Source organism: Streptomyces pyxinicus (assembly GCF_024753135.1).
Classification (GTDB): Bacteria; Actinomycetota; Actinomycetes; order Streptomycetales; family Streptomycetaceae; genus Streptomyces; species Streptomyces pyxinicus.
Window position 1 is genome coordinate 494,794 of the sequence record NZ_JANUGP010000002.1, and the last position, 18,232, is coordinate 513,025.

An 18,232-nucleotide genomic window follows, 5' to 3' on the forward strand; every position below is an offset into this window, starting at 1 on the left:
CACGTCCCACCAGCGGGGACGATCCCAGGACTCACGAGGACGGTACAGCCATGCCTTCTTTCGACACCCCCGAGCCCATCTCCGTCACGGCCCACGTGGGCGCCGGTGCCGTCCGGTTCGCCGCCGGCGACCGCGAGCGGACCATCGTGGAGGTACGGCCCCTCGACCCGAAGCGGGACAAGGACGTACGGGCCGCCGAGCAGACCGAGGTCGTGTTCGACGGTGGCACCCTGACCGTCCGGACGCGGGAGCGGCTGCTCATCGGGCCGTCCGGCTGTGTGGACGTGACGGTCGAACTGCCCACCGGCTCGCGCGTCGAGGCGACCGGCTCCGCGACCCAGGTGCTCGGCGAGGGCCGCCTCGGCGAGACCCGCGTGAAGACCGCGACCGGCGACGTCCGCCTCGACACCACCGGCCCGCTGAAACTCACCGTGTCGCACGGCTCGGTCACCGTGGACCGGGTCGAGGGCGCGGCGGAGATCACCACCAGCACCGGCAGCGTGCGCGTCGGCACCGTCGACGGGACCGCCGTACTGAAGAACACCAACGGCACCACGGTCCTCGGCGCCGTCGCCGGCGACCTGCGGGTGAGCGGCAGCAACGGCGGCATCGACATCGGCCGCACCGAGGCATCGGTCACCGGCACCACGACCAACGGCCATCTGCGGGTCGCCGACGTCGCCCGGGGCGAGGTCCAGTTGGAGACCTCCAACGGCAACATCGAGATCGGCGTCCGCGCGGGCACCGCCGCCTGGCTCGACGTCAGCTCGCACCACGGGCAGGTCCGCAACACGCTCACCGCGTCCGGGGCTCCGGAGCGGACCGAGGACACCGTCCAGGTCCGCGCCCGCACCAACTGGGGCAATGTCGACGTCCTCCGTGCCCGCGCCTGAGGACCCTCTCCACTCCACTTCCACTTCCGCTTCCGAACGGGGGGCTCCGTGTCTTCTCCTGTCATGCCCATGCCCATGCCCACGCCCAGCGGCGAGCGCGGTGCGCAGTCGGCCGCCGCCGTCTCCGTCACCGGCCTGCGCAAGTCGTACGGCGACAAGACCGTCCTCGACGGCATCGATCTCCGCATCCCGGCCGGCACGGTGTTCGCGCTGCTCGGGCCCAACGGGGCCGGCAAGACCACCACCGTGCAGATCCTGTCCACGCTCGTCGCCGCCGACGGCGGGCAGGCCCGGGTCGCCGGCCACGACGTGGCCACCGCGCCGGACGCGGTGCGCGCCGCGATCGGCGTCACCGGGCAGTTCGCCGCGCTCGACGACCTGCTCACCGCCGAGGAGAACCTGCTCCTGATGGCCGACCTGCTCCGCCTCGGCAAGCGTGAAGGGCATTCGCGGGTACGGGAGTTGCTCCAGCGGTTCGACATCGCGGACGTCGCGCGGCAGCGGGCCGCGACGTTCTCCGGCGGTATGCGGCGCCGGCTCGACCTCGCCATGACACTCGTCGGCGATCCTCAGGTGATCTTCCTGGACGAGCCGACGACCGGACTCGACCCGCGCAGTCGCCGCACCATGTGGGACACCGTGCGCTCGCTGGTCGCGGGCGGCACCACCGTCTTCCTCACCACGCAGTACCTGGAGGAGGCCGACCAGCTGGCCGACCGGATCGCCGTCCTCGACGGCGGCCGGATCGTCGCCGAGGGCACCGCCGAGGAGCTGAAGGCGCGGATCCCCGGCAGCCACGTACGGCTGCGGTTCACCGACCCCGCCGAGTACGAGCGCGCGACCGGCGCCCTGCCCGGCGCCGCCCTGGACGACGAGAACCTCACCCTGCGGGTGGCGGGCGACGCCGGCCTCGACGCGCTGCGCGCCCTGCTCGACCGGCTCGACACCGCCGGCGTCCGCACCGCCGGCTTCTCCGTGCACACCCCCGACCTGGACGACGTCTTCCTGACCCTGACCGGCCAGGGCACCGCCCAGGACGGCCCCGGCACCCCCCTTCGCGTCAAGGAGACCCACCGATGAGCAGCCTCACCTACGCCGTGCACGACTCGATGACGATGCTGCGGCGCAACCTCCGACACGCGATCCGCTATCCGGCCGTCGGCCTCGGCAGTGCCATGATGCCGATCCTGATGCTGCTGTTGTTCGTGTACGCCTTCGGGGACGCGCTCGGCGCCGGGCTCGGCGGCGGACGGGACGCCTACCTGGAGTACCTGACACCCGGCGTCATCGTCATGGGCGTGGCCGCCGGTTCGATGTCGACCTCGATCGCGGTCTGCTCCGACATGACCGAGGGCATCATCAACCGCTTCCGCACCATGGACATCACCCGTTCCTCCTTCATGACGGGCCATGTCATCGGCAGCGTCGTCCAGACCATGAGCTGCATGGTCCTGGTGGTCGGGGTCGCGCTCGGCCTCGGGTTCCGGCCGGACGCGAACCCGCTGGAGTGGCTGGCCGCCGCCGGTCTCCTCGCGGCCATCGCGTTCGCGGTGACCTGGCTGTCGGTGGCGCTCGGCCTGATCTCCAAGACCGTCGAGTCCGCCAGCAACAAGCCCCTGCTGATCCAGTTCCTGCCGTTCCTCGGCTCCGCCTTCGTACCGGCCGGCTCCATGTCCCCCGGCCTGCGCTGGTTCGCCGAGCACCAGCCGTTCACGCCGATGACCGAGACCCTGCGCGGCCTCCTCACCGGCTCGGCGATCGGCGACGACGCCTGGATCTCGCTCGCCTGGTGCGCCGGCATCGCCGTGGTGGGGTACGTCTGGTCCCGCTCCCTCTTCAACAGCACCAGCAAGCGCTGAGGCGACGGCACCACCACGCGCCGAACGGCCCGGTTCCGCCCTGCTGTCGCCGGCCGGCCGGAACCAGGACCCCGCGGTCGGAACCAGGACCCCGCGCCCGGCCCGAACCGGTCAGAATCGGAGAAGCGTCCCCCGGACCCGTGCGGCTAGCGTGGCGGAGGCGAGCGCGGCGGTGAGCGCGGTGGCGGGACCGAGGGACGGAGAGACGATGAGCGGCACGGCGACGGCGGGGGCGAGCGCGGCCGACACCCACGAGCTGATCCGGGTGCACGGCGCGCGGGAGAACAACCTCAGGGACGTCAGCGTCGAGATCCCCAAGCGCCGGCTGACGGTGTTCACCGGCGTCTCCGGTTCCGGCAAGAGCTCGCTGGTGTTCGACACCATCGCCGCCGAGTCGCAGCGCCTGATCAACGAGACGTACAGCGCCTTCGTGCAGGGCTTCATGCCCACGCTGGCCCGGCCCGACGTGGACGTGCTCGACGGGCTGACCACCGCGATCATCGTGGACCAGCAGCGGATGGGCGCCGACCCGCGCTCCACCGTCGGCACCGCGACCGACGCCAACGCGCTGCTCCGCATCCTCTTCAGCCGGCTGGGCGAGCCGCACATCGGCTCGCCCAAGGCGTACTCCTTCAACGTCGCCTCGATCAGCGGCGCGGGCGCGGTCACCGTGGAGCGGGGCGGGCGGAAGGTGAAGGAGCGGCGGTCCTTCAGCGTCACCGGCGGGATGTGCCCGCGCTGCGAGGGCCGCGGCGCGGTCACCGACATCGACCTCGCCCAGCTCTTCGACGACTCCAAGTCCCTGAACGAGGGCGCGCTGACCGTCCCCGGCTACAAGGCCGGCGGCTGGAACCACCGCCTGTACGCCGAGTCCGGCCTCTACGACCCGGACACCCCGATCCGCGCCTTCACCGACAGGCAGCGGCACGCCTTCCTGCACCACGAGCCGGCCCGGATGAAGATCGCGGGCATCAACATGACGTACGAGGGTCTGCTGCCGCGCATCCAGAAGTCGATGCTCGCCAAGGACCGGGCGGCGATGCAGCCGCACATCCGGGAGTTCGTGGACCGCGCGGTCACCTTCACCACCTGTCCCGACTGCGCCGGCACCCGGCTCAGCGAGGCGGCCCGCTCCTCGAAGGTCGCCGGGATCAGCATCGCGGACGCCTGCGCCCTGCAGATCAGCGACCTGGCCGGATGGGTGCGGGGGCTGGACGAGCCGTCGGTGGCGCCGCTGCTGACCTCGCTGGGCGAGACGCTGGACTCGTTCGTGGTAATCGGCCTCGGCTATCTCTCGCTGGACCGGCCGGCGGGCACGCTGTCGGGCGGTGAGGCGCAGCGGACGAAGATGATCCGGCACCTCGGCTCCTCGCTGACCGACGTCACCTACGTCTTCGACGAGCCCACCACCGGGCTGCACCCGCACGACATCCGGCGGATGAACGACCTGCTGCTGCGCCTGCGCGACAAGGGCAACACGGTGCTGGTGGTGGAGCACAAGCCGGAGGTCGTGGCGATCGCCGACCACGTGGTGGACCTGGGTCCGGGCGCCGGCACCGAGGGCGGCCGGGTCGTCTTCGAGGGCACCGTCGGGGGGCTGCGGGCGAGCGGCACGCTCACCGGCCGGCACCTGGACGACCGGGCGGCGCTGAAGAAGTCGGTGCGCGAGCCCACCGGCGCCCTGGAGATCCGCGGGGCCGCTCTGCACAACCTGCGGGACGTGGACGTCGACATCCCGCTCGGCGTGCTCACCGTCGTCACCGGTGTCGCCGGGTCGGGCAAGAGTTCGCTGGTGCACGGGTCGATCCCGGCCGGCGAGGGCGTGGTGACGGTCGACCAGACGCCGATCCGGGGTTCGCGGCGCAGCAACCCGGCGACGTACACCGGGCTGCTGGAGCCGATCCGGAAGGCCTTCGCCAAGGCCAACGGCGTGAAGCCGGCCCTGTTCAGCGCCAACTCCGAGGGGGCGTGCCCCACCTGCAACGGCGCCGGGGTCGTCTACACCGACCTGGCGATGATGGCCGGGGTCGCCACGACCTGCGAGGACTGCGAGGGCAAGCGGTTCGACGCCTCGGTGCTGGAGTACCGGCTCGGCGGCCGGGACATCAGCGAGGTGCTGGCGATGCCGGTGGCTCAGGCGGAGGAGTTCTTCGGCACCGGCGAGGCCCGCACCCCGGCCGCGCACCGCGTCCTGCGCAACCTGGCCGACGTCGGCCTCGGCTACCTCACCCTCGGCCAGCCCCTCACCACCCTGTCCGGCGGCGAACGGCAGCGGCTCAAGCTGGCCACGCACATGGCGGACAAGGGCGGGATCTACGTCCTGGACGAGCCGACGACCGGCCTCCACCTGGCCGACGTGGGCCAACTCCTCGCCCTCCTGGACCGGCTGGTCGACGCGGGCAAGTCGGTGATCGTCGTCGAGCACCACCAGGCGGTCATGGCCCACGCCGACTGGATCATCGACCTCGGCCCCGGCGCCGGCCACGACGGCGGCCGCATCGTCTTCGAGGGCACCCCGTCCGACCTGATCGCCGCCCGCGCCACCCTCACGGGGGAGCATCTGGCGGAGTACGTGGGGGCCTGAGCCGTAGCGGCCTGATCCATTCCTCCAGCACCGCGAAGTCGGCGTCGGTGAGCCCCACGCGCTGGTCGACCCGGTGCGGCAGGGCCGGCCCGGGGTGGTGACGGGCGGTCCAGACGCGGTCGGCTTAGGTGATCTCGTCGTCCACCCGGACGAAGGGCCGGCCGGCGGCCCAGGCCACCAGGGGCCGCGTCTTCCAGTGCGGCGGGCCGGGCGGTACGTCCTCCTCAGGCCAGGTCACGACCGGCAGCGGGGGCAGGCCGAGCCGGGGCGCGAGTTCGGTGTCGGCGTCGTCCATCCAGGTCGTGGCCCACACCAGCTCGGCGCCCAGCGCGGCGAGCCGGGGTCCTAGGTGTGCTGTCCGGACAGGTTGGTGACGCGGCTGGCTGGTGTTCGGCCGTCGATGCCGGTGTGGGGCCGGTGCGGCGAGAGTGCGTGCATGGCGTCGCGCGGCAGACGGGAATGGTCAGACAGGCCCGAGCGCCGGGTCGACCCGGGACAGCAGCGGGTGACCCACGGCCGGAGCCGGCGGGGGTCCGTGGACCGGGAAGGTGCGGTCCGCCGCCCCGAACGGCAGGAGCGGGCCGTCGACGTCGAGGAAGAGCGGCACCACGGCGCGGGGCTCAGTCCTCGAACCCCGCCGCCCGCAAGGCCGTCTCGACGCGGGTGCGGTGGGCCTTCTCCCAGTCGTCCAGGGTCTGTTCGGCCTCCTTGGCGAGTTTGGCGCGGGCGGAGCGGAGGGTTTCCGGGGCGAGGGCGGACGGTACGGCGACCACGCCCTCCTCGTCCGCGACGACCACGTCACCGGAGGCGACCAGGACGCCCCCGCAGCGGGCGGAGACGGGGAAGGGCCGGGCCGCCTTCTTGGCGCCCGGGATGGGGATGACGCCACGGGCGAAGACCGGGAAGCCCAGTTCGCGGGCCTCGCCGAGGTCGCGGATCAGGCCGTCCAGGACGAACGCGGCGATGCCGTTGCGCTGGGCGATCGCGCACACGTTGCCGCCGGCCAGCGCGTAGTCCAGGTCGCCGGACTCGACCACGAGGACCGAGCCGGGCGCGGCCCGGTAGATGGCCGCGTGCAGCATCAGGTTGTCGCCGGGCGGACAGCTGACGGTGAACGCCGGCCCGGCGACCCGCGGCACCGGCCCCCACAGCGGCCGTATCCCGATGTCCATGACCCACTCCCGGCCGAGCAGTTCGGCGAGCGTGGTGGTCGGTGTCTCCTGGAACTCCGCTGCGTCGATCATGCCGTCACGCTACTCCGGTCAGCACGGCAGCGGCCGGGAGTGGACGACGTCCAGGCGGGAGACCGCGCGGGTCAGGACGACGTACAGCCGGTGCGCGCCGCGTTCCTCGGCCTCGACGACGGCGGCCGGCTCGACGGCGATCACGTGGTCGTACTCCAGCCCCTTGACCAGGCTCGCGGGGACCAACGTCACGCGGGCACCGAGGGTGTCGGGGCCGGCGGTCTCCACCCCGGCGGCGGCGAGGGCGCGCTGGAGGGCGGGCAGGTCCGGGTCGGCCGCGATCACGGCGATGGAGCCCTCGTGGGCGAGGGCCGCGCGGACGGCGGTGACGGTGGCGCCCTGCACGTCGTCCGTGGGGCGCAGGGTCAGTTCGCCGTCCGTGCGCAGGGAGCGGGCGGCCGGGACGGCGACGTCCAGGCGGGCGAGGAGCCGGTTGGCGAGCGCGAGGACCGCCCCGGGCACCCGGAACCCGGCGGTCAGCGCCACCACCGCCGCGTCCGGTCTGCCCAGGTGGCGCAGGTGGACGGACCAGTCGCGGGCCGCCCACGGGGTGGTGCCCTGGGCCAGGTCGCCGAGGACGGTCAGCGAGCCGAAGGCGGCCCGGCGGGCGATGGCCCGGCACTCCATGGGCGAGAGGTCCTGGGCCTCGTCCACCACAATGTGCCCGTGCCCTTCGGGGTGTTCGATCAGCCCGGCCAGCTCGTCCAGCAGCACCAGGTCGGCCGCCGACCAGCGGGCCGACCGGTACGAGCGCGGCGGACGCGGCCAGTGCAGCGCCGCCCGCTCCGCCGCGTCCAGCAGACCGTCGGCCGCACCCGCCAACGCCTCGCCGTCGGTGAGGAGTTCGGCGAGGATCTCCTCCGGGCGGACCCGGGGCCAGACCGCGTCGAGCTGGTCGGTGACCGGCCGGCAGCGCTCGACGCGGCGGACCCAGGAGGCCGGCCGGAGTCCGGAGCGCCGTTCGGCCCGGTCGCGCAGGAGCCGTACCACCCGGGCGCGCACGCGCTCGCGGCCGGTGCCGTACGGCGGCTGCTCGGCGCGCACCTGGTCCACCACGGCCGCCAGTTCGCCGGCGGACACCCGCCACCGGGCCGGGCCCTCCGCGACGACCAGGTCCCGCGCGGCCCCGGCGGCCACCCGCGCGTACAGCGCCCGGCGCAGCACCTCCGCCATGCGGGCGTCGTGCTTGACGCGCGCGGTGTCCGCCGGGTCGGTGCCGGTGACCGGGTGGCGGGCGATCTCGCCGAGCAGCGTGGACTGGCGCACGCCCGTCTCGCCGAGGGCGGGCAGCACCTCGGCGATGTACCCGAGGAAGGTGGGGTTGGGGCCGAGGATGAGCAGGCCGGAGCGCCGCAGCCGCTCGGGGTGGGTGTAGAGGAGGTAGGCCGCGCGGTGCAGGCCGACGGCGGTCTTGCCGGTGCCGGGGGCGCCCTGCACGCACACCGAGTCGGCGAGGCCGGCCCGTACCAGGTCGTCCTGTTCGGGCTGGATGGTGGCGGCGATGTCCCGCATGGGCCCGACCCGGGGCCGCTCGATCTCGCGGGCCACGATGGCGCTGTCCACGATGGCGCTGTCCACGATGGCGCTGTCCCGGGTCTCGCCCCGGTCCAGGTGCTCGTCCTCCAGGCCGGTCAGGTCGGCCGAGTCGCCCCGGCTGCCGGGCGCCCAGCCGAACCGGCGCCGTACCGCCACGCCCTGCGGCGCACGGGCACTGGCCTGGTAGAAGGCGCGGGAGACGGGGGCCCGCCAGTCGATCACGAGGGGCGGGGCGGCCGGGTCCTCGGTGATCCGGGTCCGGCCGAGGTGGTAGTGCTGCCCGCCGTGCCCGGGTGCGTCGTCCGCGAAGTCGAGGCGGCCGAAGAACAGCGGGCCGGGCGGGAGTTCGCGCATCGCCGCGGCCCGGCTGCGCAGCCGGTACCCGAGCACTTCGGCGTCGGCCCCGGAGGCGGAGACGTCCTCGCCGGTGACGACCTGCTCCGCGGCTCCCTCGACCATGGCGGCGAGCGCGGTCCGGCAGGCCTCGTGGTGGGCGCGCTCGGCACGCAGGACGGATTCGAGGGCGGGTTCGAGGGCGGGGTGGGGTGACGTCATGGCCCCACCTTACGAGAAAGTTGTGACCGAGTTAAGTTTTTAACCGGGTATCACTAGTTGTCGAGCACCGCCAGCACCGCCGCCAGCCGCCCGAACGCCCGCTCCGCCGCCCGCACCGCGTCCGGCGCCACCCGCTCGACGTCCTCCCCCGCCGCGATCCGCCGCCAATTGTCCTGCGCCAGGATCCGCTGGACGGCGATGATCTGCCCGGCCGCCAGCCGGGCGTCCAGGTCGCCGCCCAGCGCCTCGGCCAGTGCCGCCTCCGACCGCTCCAGGTGGCCGTGGGCCCGCGCCACCAGGGACGGGGTGCCGTAGAGCAGGGTGTGGAAGGCCAGCACGTCCGGGTGGTCGTTCAGGCCGGTGACCGGGTCGCGGCGCTCCAGGCCAGCGAGGAAGTGGCGGCGCAGCGCGTCCACCGGGTCGGCGGCCCCGGCGACGACCCGCGCGGCCTCCGGCTCGTGGTCGGCGATCCGGTGCAGGACCAGGTCCTCCTTGGCCGGGAAGTACCGGAAGAGGGTCGGCTTGGAGATCCCGGCCGCGGCGGCCACCTCGTTGACGGACACCGCGTCGAAGCCGCGCTCCAGGAACAGCCGTACGGCGGTGTCCGACACGTCCTGGTACATCCGCCGTCTCTTGCGCTCGCGCAGGCCCATCTCTTCCATGCGGCGAGCCTACGCAGCCCCGCCCCCGGGAGGGAGCAGCCCCGGACCGGGCCGGCACGTCAGCCCCAGGGACGCCGTCGCCGCCGTCAGGGTCATGGCGTAGGAGTCGAGGGCGCGGCGGACGTTCGGGGCGTCCAGGCCGGTGCCGGTGACGAGGCGGTCGAGGTCGACGTAGGCCGAGCGGACCAGTTCGGTCCAGCGGTACACGGGCCAGTCCTGGCGCCAGCCCTTGGTGAAGCGGGGGTCGAGGCGGTCCGCCCAGCGGCGGAACATGCGCTCGCGGATCTCCGGCCGGGTGGGGGTGAGGTGCATGTGCCGGACGAGTTCGTAGAGCGGGTCGCCGACCAGGGCCATCTCCCAGTCGATGAGGGTGAGCGCCGGGTCGTCCTCGCGGCGCACCAGGTTCCAGGGGTTGAGGTCGCCGTGCAGCAGGGCGCGGTCGCGGTCGGTGACCCGGTGCCGGGCGAGGATCTCCCGCAGCCGGGGCGCGTCGGGCAGGCCGAGCAGCCGGGCGACCCGCCGGGACTCGGGGGGCAGGCCGGCCACCAGGGCGACCAGTTGTCCGCTGAGCCACTCGTAGAAGCCCGGCCCGGTGCCGGGCATGGCGAGGGCGGTGTGGTCGACGCGGGTCAGCGCGGCCAGCTGGTCCACCAGGCAGTCGGCCTCGGGCGGGCGCAGCCCGTGCACCGGGTGCTCGGGGCCCCGGCCTAGGTCGCGGGCGCCCTCGTAGGTGTGGACGGTGAAGCGGTCGCCGGTGTAGCGATGGGCGGGGTCGGTGGCGTGGCTGGTGCCGAGGGCGAGGACGCGGGGCGCGGCCACCGGCACGCCGGACGCCTCGATGGCGCGCAGGACGGCGTGCTCCCTGAGGAAGCCCCGCTCGCGGCGCAGGGTGACGGTCGCCTCGCGGCGGACGACCACCGGGAAGGCGGTGCCGGGCACCCGCAGCACGGTGTTGACGTGGGCGGCGCCCTTGAACACCCGGTCGGCGGGGGCGGCGCCCTCCAGCAGCAGGGCGTCGGCGACCGCGCGGTGCGGGAAGCCGGGGTGTTCGGGGACGCGCGGGTCCGCCGTCCAGCCGACGGCCCGCGCGGCGGTGCCCCGGCGCCGGGCCGTGGCGGCGGCGGTACGGCGGAACAGCACCCGCTCGATCTCGTCCTCCTCCGGTACCCGGCCCAGCCGCAGCGGTTCGGCGGCGGCCAGCAGCGCGGCCCGTACGGCGGCCGTGGCCCGCGCGAGGGCGGCCTCGTCGAAGGCGTCCGCCAGGGAGCGCGCGGCCCGGATCACGTCGGTGTAGAGGGAGCGGGCGCGCTCGAAGGCGGTGTAGTGCGGCAGGTCCCTGCCGAGTCCCGCCACGGCGGGCGGCCGGGCCCGGCGTACGGCGGCGGCCCAGGCGTCCACCGCCTCGGACCGCTGGTGGTCCGGGTAGCGCGTGCGGACCAGGTGGACGGCGAGGTCGTGCACGGGGTCGCCGTACCCGGCGTGTTCCCAGTCCGGGCAGTGCAGCGGCGGGGTCCCGGCGGCCGGCAGCACGAGGGTGCCGCGGTGCAGGTCGCCGTGGAGGAGGGTGTACGGCCGCCGGGTCAGCGCCGGGACGCGGTCGGCGAAGCGGCGCAGGGCGTCCTCGGGCACGCCGAGGGCGACGAAGAGGCCGCCGTAGCGGGCGGGTTCCGGCCGGTGGAGGCGGCGGTCGGTGAGGTGGACCAGCGTGCGCAGGTAGCCCTGGGAGTCGGTGTGGTTGCGGGGCCGGTCGGCGGGCAGCGGCGGCAGCAGCGGGGCGCGCACCTGGACGATCGCGGCGAACAGCGCGGTGATGTGGTCCAGCAGGGGCCGGCCGACCGGTGCGCCGGGCGGGCACCGGCGCGCGAGTACGACGCCCTCCACATGGCTGTGGACGGCGTACCCCTCCCCCGCCGCCAGGCACTCCGGCACCGGAAGCAGCCCGCGCAGGGCACGCAGCAGGTCCGGCTCGGGCCAGGTCCGGGGCGCCACCGTGGCCGCCGCGTCCGGGCGCGGCGCCCGTACGGCCACCAGCGTGCCCGGCTCCCGGCCGAGGGCCCGCGCCACGGGGCCGGTGAGCGGCACCACGCGGCGGGAACCCCCGGGTTCCGCCGCCAGGGCGCGGGCCACGAACTCGCGGACGACGGCATCCGTCCGCACTCTGCCGGCGTGCCCCCCGGCCAGGGCTGGAGGAACAGACGGTGCGCCCACTGGCACGCTCCGGTTCGGTCACGCGAAGAAGAACGCGAGGGAAAGGAAAGGGGGGAAGGAAGAGGGGAAGGAAAAGGAAGGGAAAGGTCGGGACGGCCGCTTGGACGCGTCGGCGAGCACGCTATGCCCAGCGGCCGGCCGACACGCCCGGCAACCACGACGAAACACCCCAACGGGTCCGGTGAACGCCGTCAACGCACCGGAGGGCCGCCCCGCAGCAGCCTCAGCACGGGTTCCAGTGACCGTACGACGTGGGTGGCGCCCGCCGCGCGCAGGTGCTTCTCCTGGCCCTCGGTGCGCGCGTAGCCCAGGAACGGGACGCCCGCCTCGCGGGCCGCGTCCAGGTCGGTGGGCGAGTCGCCGATCATCAGGGCGGCGGCGGGGGCCGTACCGGTCGCGTGCAGGGCGCGGTGGAGGCAGTGCGGGTCGGGCTTGAGGTGGTGCAGGTCCCGGGTGCGGCCGTAGAGGTGGGGCGTGAAGCAGTCGGCGAGGCCGCGGGAGTCGAGGTAGGCGCGGGTCGCGCGCGGGGAGTTGTTGGTGGTGACGGCGAGACGGGCGCCGAGGGCAGTCCAGGTGCGGATCAGCGGGTCGGCGTAGGCGGTGGGCAGCGCGGAGGCGGCGGCCCGCTCCTCCTCCCGGGTGAGCCGCTCCTCCAGCTCGGCCACCAGGTCGCTGCCCGGGTGCCGGCGGCCCACGGCGCGCAGCACCACCTGCGGGTCGAGGGTGGCCCGCTCGGACTCGGTGAGCAGCCCCCGCAGGCCCTGCCGCGCCAGCCACTCCACCAGGTCGGCGGCCACCCGCTCGGCCCGGTGCCCGGCGAACAGGCGGCAGATCGGCCCGTCGAAGTCCCACAGCACGACCCGGGCCCGTGTGATCAGTTCTCGTAGCGTCTCGATCTCATTCGCACCGGTAACCGCACCGGTAACCGCACCAGCATGCGCACCGGGCGTCGCATCAGAAGTCGCGTCAGAAGTCACTAGGAGAGTGTCAGGTCCGTCGAGATGGTTTCCCAGAGGGCGTCGAACCACTTCTGCGACTGCTCCACGAAGGCCGCGTCCCGCTGTCCGGCCCGCCGCTCGAAGGAGAACAGCAGGGACTCGGAGCCGAGCGCGTCGTACATCTCCAGCGTCCCGCTCTCGGTGGGCTCCTCGCGGCGCGTGATCATGTAGTACGCGTACAGCGCCTCCGCCCCGTTGAGCAGGTACAGCTTGGCCGGCGGGGTGAACGGCAGCGCCCGGAAGGTGACGCGCACGTCGATGTCGTGGGTGCCGCGCAGCGCCTGGAGGTTGTACTGGAGCACCTGGCCCTGGGCGTTGCGCATCGCGAGCCAGCGCTGGTGCACGGCGTCGTCGTCCCGGCCGGCGTCGACCGGGACCGGGAAGGCGAGGTCGATGTCCCGGGACGGCAGCAGCACGCGGGCGTCGATCCGCTCGGGCCGCACGCGCCCCTCGTGGATCAGCCGCAGCGGCTCGCCGAGCGCCGGGATCAGGCTCTGCGCGGTCAGGCAGACGGCGTCGATGGTGACGTGCGGGGCCGCGAACGCCTCCGTCAGCCGGGGTGCGAGGGCCACCATCGTGGGCTGCGGCTCGTCCGGCGCCGACCGGGGCTCGGCGACCCGGGGCGGGCTGCCCTTGCTGACGTTGCTGAGCAGCCCGTCCTGCTGGAGCACCCGCAGCGCCTGGCGCACCGCCCCGCGCTCCACGCCGAACTCCTCGGCCAGCACCGCCTGGGTGGGCAGCCGCGCGCCCGCCCGCAGCTCGCCGGAGCGGATGCGGGCGCGCAGCGCGTCGGCGATCTCGTGCGGCGTGCGCCTCCCGCTGCCGCCCGCCGCCGCGTTCTCCTGGGTCACAGCAAGAACGCTACAACTTTGATCCATCTGACGGGAGTTGGTCGCCAACCTCACCGAGTTGACGAAAGTACGGCAGGCCGGGCCGGGCGCTACGACGCCAGCACCAGCTCCGAACTGATCGTCCCCCACAGCGCGTCGAACCACAGCCGGGACTGCTCCACGAACGCCGCGTCCCGGGGCCCGGTCCGCCGCTCGAAGGCGAACAGCATCGACCGGGTGCCGTCGGCGTCGTACAGGGCCACCCGCTCGTGCCCGATCTCCCGCTCCCGGCGCTCCGGCGTGTAGTACGCGAACAGTGCCTCGGCCCCGTTGAGCAGGTACAGCTTGAGTGGCGGGGTGAATGGCAGGGCGCGGAACAGCAGCCGTACCTCGATGCCGTGGGTGGTGCGCAGGGCCAGCAGGTTCTGCCGCAGTACCAGGCCCTGCGCGTTGCGCACCGCCAGCCAGCGCCGGTGCACGGTGTCGTCGCCGGCCGGGTCCACCGGTGCCGGGAACGCCAGTTCGATGTCGCGGCTCGGCAGCAGCACCCGTACGTCGATCTTGGCCGGTTTCAGCTCGCCCGCGTGGATGCGGCGCAGCGGCTCCCCGACGGCCAGCGTGAGCGAGACGGAGGTCAGGCAGAGCGCGTCGATCCGCACGTGCTCGACGGCGAAGGCGGACGCGATGCGCGGCGCGAGGCCCGCCATGGTCGGCTGCGGGGGCGCGGGCGGGCCGGGCGGCGGGCGCACCGGCCCCGGTACGGCGGCCACCACGGCCGGGCTGCCTCGGGAAACGCCGGTCAGCAGCCGCTCCGAGCGGAGGACACGCAGCGCCTCGCGCACCGCCCCGCGCTCGACGCCGAACTCGTCGGCCAGCCGGGCCTGGGTGGGCAGGCGCTGTCCCGGCCACAGCTCGCCGGACCTGATCCGGTCGCGCAGCGCGTCGGCTATCCGTCGATGGGACGGACGGGGCCCTGGTGGCCTCGTCGGTCCACTGGCCAGGACGTGCTCCGGGTCCACGGACAGCACCGTACAACTTCCCGCCATCTTGCGGCAGTTCACCGACAGGTGGTTATGAGACGGTTCCCGGCGGAGATAAGTAAAGGAGAGTTGGCAGCCAACTCGCACAACATGGTCGAGCTTCCCAGTGGTTGGCCGACCGGGTTTCCCTCCGGAGGGGAGCCGGGAGCCCGGGCAGGGGGCGGCCACCGAAGCACACCGCCACGGCGCGCACCGGAACACACCGCCACGGCGCACCGACCGCACAGCCACAACAGAACACCCGGCCCAGCCACAACAGAAGACCAGTCACAACAGAAGACCGGCCACAACAGAAGACAGCGCACAGCCACAACCGAAGACCGTCACCACCGCACAGCCACAACAGAACAGTTCGCTACGGATGCACAGCAGGCACCGCCGGTTCGGACGAAGGGAGCCCTCAGAAGAGGTCCGGGCACCACGGGCGTCCGGACGAGCGGAACAGGGCGTCGGCCTCCCGGGCGGCGCCCTCACGTTCCTCCCGCACCAGCCCCGCCGCGGCCAGCCGGGACACCGACTCGTCCCCGAGCCACAGCCGCGCCAACTCCCCGACGTCCAGCGTCAGATCGGCGCTCGCACCGGACACCGGCACGCACGAGGCCCCCGCCGGGGACGCCTCAAGCCGGAACCGGCCGCCGGTGTACCCGCCCGCGTCGGCCACCTCCAGCACCAGCGCACCCGTCCCGTCGTAGCTCCGCGCCTCCAGCGCCCGTACGACGTCCAGGATCCGCACCCACAGCCAGTCCGCCTGCTCGGTGACCCGGGCGGCGCGCGGGTCGGGCAGGTGGAAGGGCAGCAGATCGTCGGGGCCGCGCCAGCCGGACTTGACCTTGGTGATCCAGTCGACCGAGCACAGGTACCGCCACAGGGCGCGGCCGGCCGCGGGCGTCACGGTGAGCAGCCAGTCGACCTCGGCGGTGTTCTGCGGCTGCTTGCCGTGCCAGACGTCGTCCGACCGGTACGCCGCCATCCCCTCGACCTCGCCGGACGCGGACAGGTACACCGCGTAAAACGGTTCGGTCCAGGGGCCGAAGCGCAGCGCGCCGGTGTTCAGCCGCCACCACAGTTCGTTCCGGCTGACCGCGCCAGGCTGGGCGCGCCGGAACCGCTCGTGCAGTTCGGGGCCCAGCTTGCGGACGTCCTCGCCGTCCACCAGGTCGATCCGGCCGCCGTCCTCGGGGCCCGACCAGCGCGGGTCGAGGCCGGCGCGGGGGACGTCGACGGTCCACTCGGTGGTGGAGGTGGCCGGTCCGAAGCCGTACCGGCCGTAGATCGGGTACTCGGCGGCGATCAGGGTGGCCACGACGTCGCCGCGGTCCCTCGCCGCCCGCAGGTCCCGCTCCATCATCCGGCTGAGCAGGCCGCGGCGGCGGTGCGTGGGGCTGACGGTGACGTTCGATATCGCGTTCGCGGGCACCGGGGTGCCGCCGACCGCGGTGAGTTCCTGGTCGAAGGAGCGCAGGGTGGCCACGCACCGGCCGGCGTCGAAGCCGCCCAGCCGGCGGCCCGGCACCGCGCGGCGGGCCTCCAGTACCTCCGGCGCCGGAACCGGCGGGCGCAGGAACCCGGTGTTCAGGGCGCGGTGCCAGTCCTCGAAATCGGCGTCGGTGCTGCTGCGGACCTCGGTCATGCGGCCACCGTAGGCGCCCGGTCCCCGCCTGTCGCCCGAGTTTCCCGGGGTCCCGCCCCCGGCCCCGCTCAGATCAGCAGGTCGTCCACCTGGGCCTCGCCCTCCCGGTACCGCCGGGTGATCTCGGCCCCGCAGTCGTCGGCCGTGCGCTGGAGCCGCTGGCGGCGCCCGGAGACCTCCTGCTCGTACCCGCCCAGGCGGCCCATGGCGGCGGTCAGCTCCGGGTCCGTGCGGGCCTGGAGGTCGGACAGCTCGACCTCGGCGAGCATCTCGGCGGCCAGCCGCCGGTACTCCTCGTTGTGCGGGGTGCCGAGCGTGACATGGCGGGCCGAGCGGTGCCGGGCCGGGGCGTCCTGGAGGATCTCCGGGAGCCGGTCCACCACCGAGCCGTCCACCGGCGCCGGCACGGCGGCCCGGCCGCGCCGGCCCAGCTCCGCGCGCAGGATGTCGATCCGGCCCTGCAACAGCCGCCGCACGTAACTGAGATCGGCCTCGTCGCGCTGGGCGTCGCGGCGCAGGGCGCGCAGCTCGGGCAGGCTCAGCCGGGACAGCTCGGGCGCGGGAGGCTCCGCGGGCAGCGCCGGCCCCGCCGTGAGATCCAGGTGCTGGGCGTCCCCGCGCTGGGCGGGCGGGCGGTGGGCCGCGCAGACGCCCGGCCGCCCGCCGGTACTCGGTGTGCTCATGTGGTGGTGACCGTCCCCTCGACCGGCGTGTGGAAGCATCGTGCCACCCCAACCACCCGCTATGTGACCGAGTGCGCCCGAACGGCCCCAGATGGGCGGTAAGAGATCCATAATGGACCGCCTGTGGCCACGCGCGGGCCACCGGGCATGATGGTCCGCATGCGTGCGGTGGTGCAGAGGGTGGACGGCGCGAGCGTCGTCGTGGACGGCGAGACGGTGGGCGCGATCGAGGGCGAGGGCCTGTGCGTCCTCGTCGGGGTCACGCACGAGGACACCAAGGAGAAGGCGGCCCAGCTCGCCCGCAAGCTGTGGTCCATCCGCATGCTCACGGACGAGAAGTCGTGCAGCGACATCGCCGCCCCGCTGCTGGTGATCAGCCAGTTCACCCTCTACGGCGACGCCCGCAAGGGCCGCCGCCCCACCTGGAACGCGGCGGCCCCGGGCGACGTGGCCGAGCCCCTGGTGGACGAGGTGGTCGCCCGACTGCGCGCCCTCGGCGCCACGGTGGCGACCGGCCGCTTCGGCGCGCAGATGCGGGTCTCCCTGACGAACGACGGCCCGTTCACGGTCCTGTTGGAGATGTGAGGCGGAGCCCCGCCACGGCTCGCCGATGTCGAGTGCCGCGGGTGTCGCGGGTGTCGCGGGTGTGGCATTTGTTGAATTTGGCGCCTCAGACATGGAATTTGGGCCGCTCACCAGGTCAAACGTCGATTTCTTGGGGCATGCTCGTACACGTCCCCGGACACGCAGCGTAGCTCGCCCGTTGCCCTGCGTTTACGCGTTCATGGAAAGGAGCCGGCCGCGATGACCACGAAGCCGGAGCGTCACGAGCCCGGTCAGCTGCTGTACGACCCCGGGACCGGCCGGGTCGGTGAGTACCGCGACCGGGTCGGGACCCGGGCGATGCTGCGCCCCGTCGGAGGGGGGCTGGAGTGGGAGGCGGACCCCGACGCGCTGCGGCCGGCCACCGACCGCGAGCGGCTCGGGGCGACCGTACGGGCCGTCAACCACCGCACCCGGTCCGCGCCGCCGCTGCCGCCGCCGCTGGACGAGGCCAGCCGGCCGCCGCGGCCCGTACCCGGCTGTGCGTCCTGCGCCGAGCTGGCGGAGCGGCGGGAGGACGCGAGGGACGTCTTCGACCGCAGTGCCGAGAGCGACGCGAACGTCCTGCTGCGGCAGCACCAGGGGCAGGAGCACCGGGCATGAGCGACGAGAGGAGGCGGCCGCCGGGTGCGGCCTCGCGCGGCCGGATCATTCCCTGTGCGCCCGCCTACGCGTTACCGCCGTACCGGGCGGAGACGCAGGGGCGTTCCGGTGCGCCGCGTACGGCGGTGGCGGCGCCCGTGCGGCGGAAGTCATCCCACAGTCGCGCCCGGCGCCGGGAGGTCGTCGACGCCGTCCTCGGTGGAGCCCTCCTCGCGCTCTGCGTCACCGCGCTGCTCGGCGCCATGACCCTGGCCGTCGTCCGCACCCGCTGCTGACCGGCGCTCCCACCGCGTGCCGAAGGGCC

At 74.0% G+C, this 18,232-nt stretch carries 17 protein-coding genes and 1 pseudogene; 7 read left to right on the top strand and 11 right to left on the bottom strand.

Translation table 11 applies throughout. The features are described 5' to 3' along the window. Positions 1-50 precede the first annotated feature (50 nt). The 4 genes from NX794_RS04820 to NX794_RS04835 all read left to right on the top strand — a co-directional run bounded on the left by NX794_RS04820 (position 51) and on the right by NX794_RS04835 (position 5,336). Positions 51-893, top strand: coding sequence for a DUF4097 family beta strand repeat-containing protein (locus NX794_RS04820; protein WP_258776888.1), 843 nt, complete (start codon positions 51-53; stop codon positions 891-893). Positions 894-968: 75 nt separating this feature from the next. Beyond that, positions 969-1,973, top strand: coding sequence for an ATP-binding cassette domain-containing protein (locus tag NX794_RS04825; protein ID WP_258776889.1), 1,005 nt, complete (start codon positions 969-971; stop codon positions 1,971-1,973). Further along, complete coding sequence (locus tag NX794_RS04830; protein WP_258776890.1) at positions 1,970-2,752, top strand: ABC transporter permease; 783 nt, start codon at positions 1,970-1,972, stop codon at positions 2,750-2,752. The genes NX794_RS04825 and NX794_RS04830 overlap by 4 nt, the downstream gene beginning before the upstream one ends. Before the next feature lie 208 nt (positions 2,753-2,960). Beyond that, complete coding sequence (locus NX794_RS04835) at positions 2,961-5,336, top strand: excinuclease ABC subunit UvrA (RefSeq protein WP_258776892.1); 2,376 nt, start codon at positions 2,961-2,963, stop codon at positions 5,334-5,336. Here the strand turns inward: NX794_RS04835 and NX794_RS04840 are convergent. The 11 genes and pseudogenes from NX794_RS04840 to NX794_RS04895 all read right to left on the bottom strand — a co-directional run. Continuing rightward, positions 5,299-5,685: pseudogene (locus NX794_RS04840) on the bottom strand (hypothetical protein); the annotation flags it as partial. The gene NX794_RS04835 and the pseudogene NX794_RS04840 sit on opposite strands and share 38 nt — an antisense overlap. Positions 5,686-5,799: 114 nt before the next feature. Continuing rightward, a complete protein-coding gene (locus NX794_RS04850) occupies positions 5,800-5,946 on the bottom strand; it encodes a hypothetical protein (RefSeq protein WP_258776893.1) in 147 nt (48 codons plus the stop codon). 10 nt (positions 5,947-5,956) lie between these two features. Further along, a complete protein-coding gene (locus NX794_RS04855) occupies positions 5,957-6,580 on the bottom strand; it encodes an RraA family protein (protein WP_258776894.1) in 624 nt (207 codons plus the stop codon). Between the two features lie 18 nt (positions 6,581-6,598). Next, positions 6,599-8,671: a HelD family protein gene (locus NX794_RS04860; RefSeq protein ID WP_258776895.1), complete on the bottom strand. Its 2,073-nt coding sequence runs from the start codon at positions 8,669-8,671 to the stop codon at positions 6,599-6,601. Between the two features lie 53 nt (positions 8,672-8,724). Next, on the bottom strand, positions 8,725-9,333 hold the full coding sequence (locus tag NX794_RS04865; RefSeq protein WP_258776896.1) for a TetR family transcriptional regulator: 609 nt from the start codon (positions 9,331-9,333) through the stop codon (positions 8,725-8,727). Between the two features lie 9 nt (positions 9,334-9,342). After that, the gene (locus NX794_RS04870; protein ID WP_258776897.1) at positions 9,343-11,490 is read right to left on the bottom strand and encodes a phosphotransferase family protein; all 2,148 of its coding nucleotides are present in this window, start codon (positions 11,488-11,490) and stop codon (positions 9,343-9,345) included. A 242-nt stretch (positions 11,491-11,732) separates the two neighbouring features. Next, the gene (locus NX794_RS04875; protein ID WP_309505961.1) at positions 11,733-12,398 is read right to left on the bottom strand and encodes an HAD family hydrolase; all 666 of its coding nucleotides are present in this window, start codon (positions 12,396-12,398) and stop codon (positions 11,733-11,735) included. A gap of 119 nt (positions 12,399-12,517) precedes the next feature. Next, complete coding sequence (locus tag NX794_RS04880; protein ID WP_258776899.1) at positions 12,518-13,417, bottom strand: winged helix-turn-helix domain-containing protein; 900 nt, start codon at positions 13,415-13,417, stop codon at positions 12,518-12,520. A gap of 62 nt (positions 13,418-13,479) precedes the next feature. Continuing rightward, positions 13,480-14,394, bottom strand: a complete 915-nt coding sequence (locus NX794_RS04885; RefSeq protein ID WP_258776982.1) for a winged helix-turn-helix domain-containing protein — start codon at positions 14,392-14,394, stop codon at positions 13,480-13,482. A 415-nt stretch (positions 14,395-14,809) separates the two neighbouring features. Continuing rightward, positions 14,810-16,039, bottom strand: a complete 1,230-nt coding sequence (locus tag NX794_RS04890) for a GNAT family N-acetyltransferase (RefSeq protein ID WP_258776900.1) — start codon at positions 16,037-16,039, stop codon at positions 14,810-14,812. Between the two features lie 68 nt (positions 16,040-16,107). Then, a complete protein-coding gene (locus tag NX794_RS04895; protein WP_258776901.1) occupies positions 16,108-16,722 on the bottom strand; it encodes an RsiG family protein in 615 nt (204 codons plus the stop codon). Between the two features lie 159 nt (positions 16,723-16,881). Here NX794_RS04895 and dtd point away from each other — a divergent pair, with 159 nt between their 5' ends. The 3 genes from dtd to NX794_RS04910 all read left to right on the top strand — a co-directional run bounded on the left by dtd (position 16,882) and on the right by NX794_RS04910 (position 18,203). After that, positions 16,882-17,307, top strand: coding sequence for a D-aminoacyl-tRNA deacylase (dtd, locus tag NX794_RS04900; RefSeq protein WP_258776902.1), 426 nt, complete (start codon positions 16,882-16,884; stop codon positions 17,305-17,307). Between the two features lie 219 nt (positions 17,308-17,526). After that, positions 17,527-17,928 (top strand): hypothetical protein, encoded by a 402-nt coding sequence (locus NX794_RS04905; protein WP_258776903.1) that lies wholly within the window; start codon positions 17,527-17,529, stop codon positions 17,926-17,928. After that, on the top strand, positions 17,925-18,203 hold the full coding sequence (locus NX794_RS04910; RefSeq protein ID WP_258776904.1) for a hypothetical protein: 279 nt from the start codon (positions 17,925-17,927) through the stop codon (positions 18,201-18,203). Before NX794_RS04905 ends, NX794_RS04910 begins: the two co-directional genes overlap by 4 nt. The last annotated feature ends 29 nt before the right edge of the window (positions 18,204-18,232 follow it).

Excerpts from the sequence above, each read along its gene's own strand:
- NX794_RS04905 (WP_258776903.1), top strand. The coding sequence starts at position 17,527 with ATGACCACGAAGCCGGAGCGTCACGAGCCCGGTCAGCTGCTGTACGAC.
- NX794_RS04880 (WP_258776899.1), bottom strand. The coding sequence starts at position 13,417 with ATGGATCAAAGTTGTAGCGTTCTTGCTGTGACCCAGGAGAACGCGGCG.
- NX794_RS04835 (WP_258776892.1), top strand. The coding sequence starts at position 2,961 with ATGAGCGGCACGGCGACGGCGGGGGCGAGCGCGGCCGACACCCACGAG.
- dtd (WP_258776902.1), top strand. The coding sequence starts at position 16,882 with ATGCGTGCGGTGGTGCAGAGGGTGGACGGCGCGAGCGTCGTCGTGGAC.
- NX794_RS04890 (WP_258776900.1), bottom strand. The coding sequence starts at position 16,039 with ATGACCGAGGTCCGCAGCAGCACCGACGCCGATTTCGAGGACTGGCAC.
- NX794_RS04825 (WP_258776889.1), top strand. The coding sequence starts at position 969 with ATGCCCACGCCCAGCGGCGAGCGCGGTGCGCAGTCGGCCGCCGCCGTC.
- NX794_RS04860 (WP_258776895.1), bottom strand. The coding sequence starts at position 8,671 with ATGACGTCACCCCACCCCGCCCTCGAACCCGCCCTCGAATCCGTCCTG.
- NX794_RS04865 (WP_258776896.1), bottom strand. The coding sequence starts at position 9,333 with ATGGAAGAGATGGGCCTGCGCGAGCGCAAGAGACGGCGGATGTACCAG.
- NX794_RS04910 (WP_258776904.1), top strand. The coding sequence starts at position 17,925 with ATGAGCGACGAGAGGAGGCGGCCGCCGGGTGCGGCCTCGCGCGGCCGG.
- NX794_RS04895 (WP_258776901.1), bottom strand. The coding sequence starts at position 16,722 with ATGAGCACACCGAGTACCGGCGGGCGGCCGGGCGTCTGCGCGGCCCAC.
- NX794_RS04855 (WP_258776894.1), bottom strand. The coding sequence starts at position 6,580 with ATGATCGACGCAGCGGAGTTCCAGGAGACACCGACCACCACGCTCGCC.
- NX794_RS04830 (WP_258776890.1), top strand. The coding sequence starts at position 1,970 with ATGAGCAGCCTCACCTACGCCGTGCACGACTCGATGACGATGCTGCGG.
- NX794_RS04820 (WP_258776888.1), top strand. The coding sequence starts at position 51 with ATGCCTTCTTTCGACACCCCCGAGCCCATCTCCGTCACGGCCCACGTG.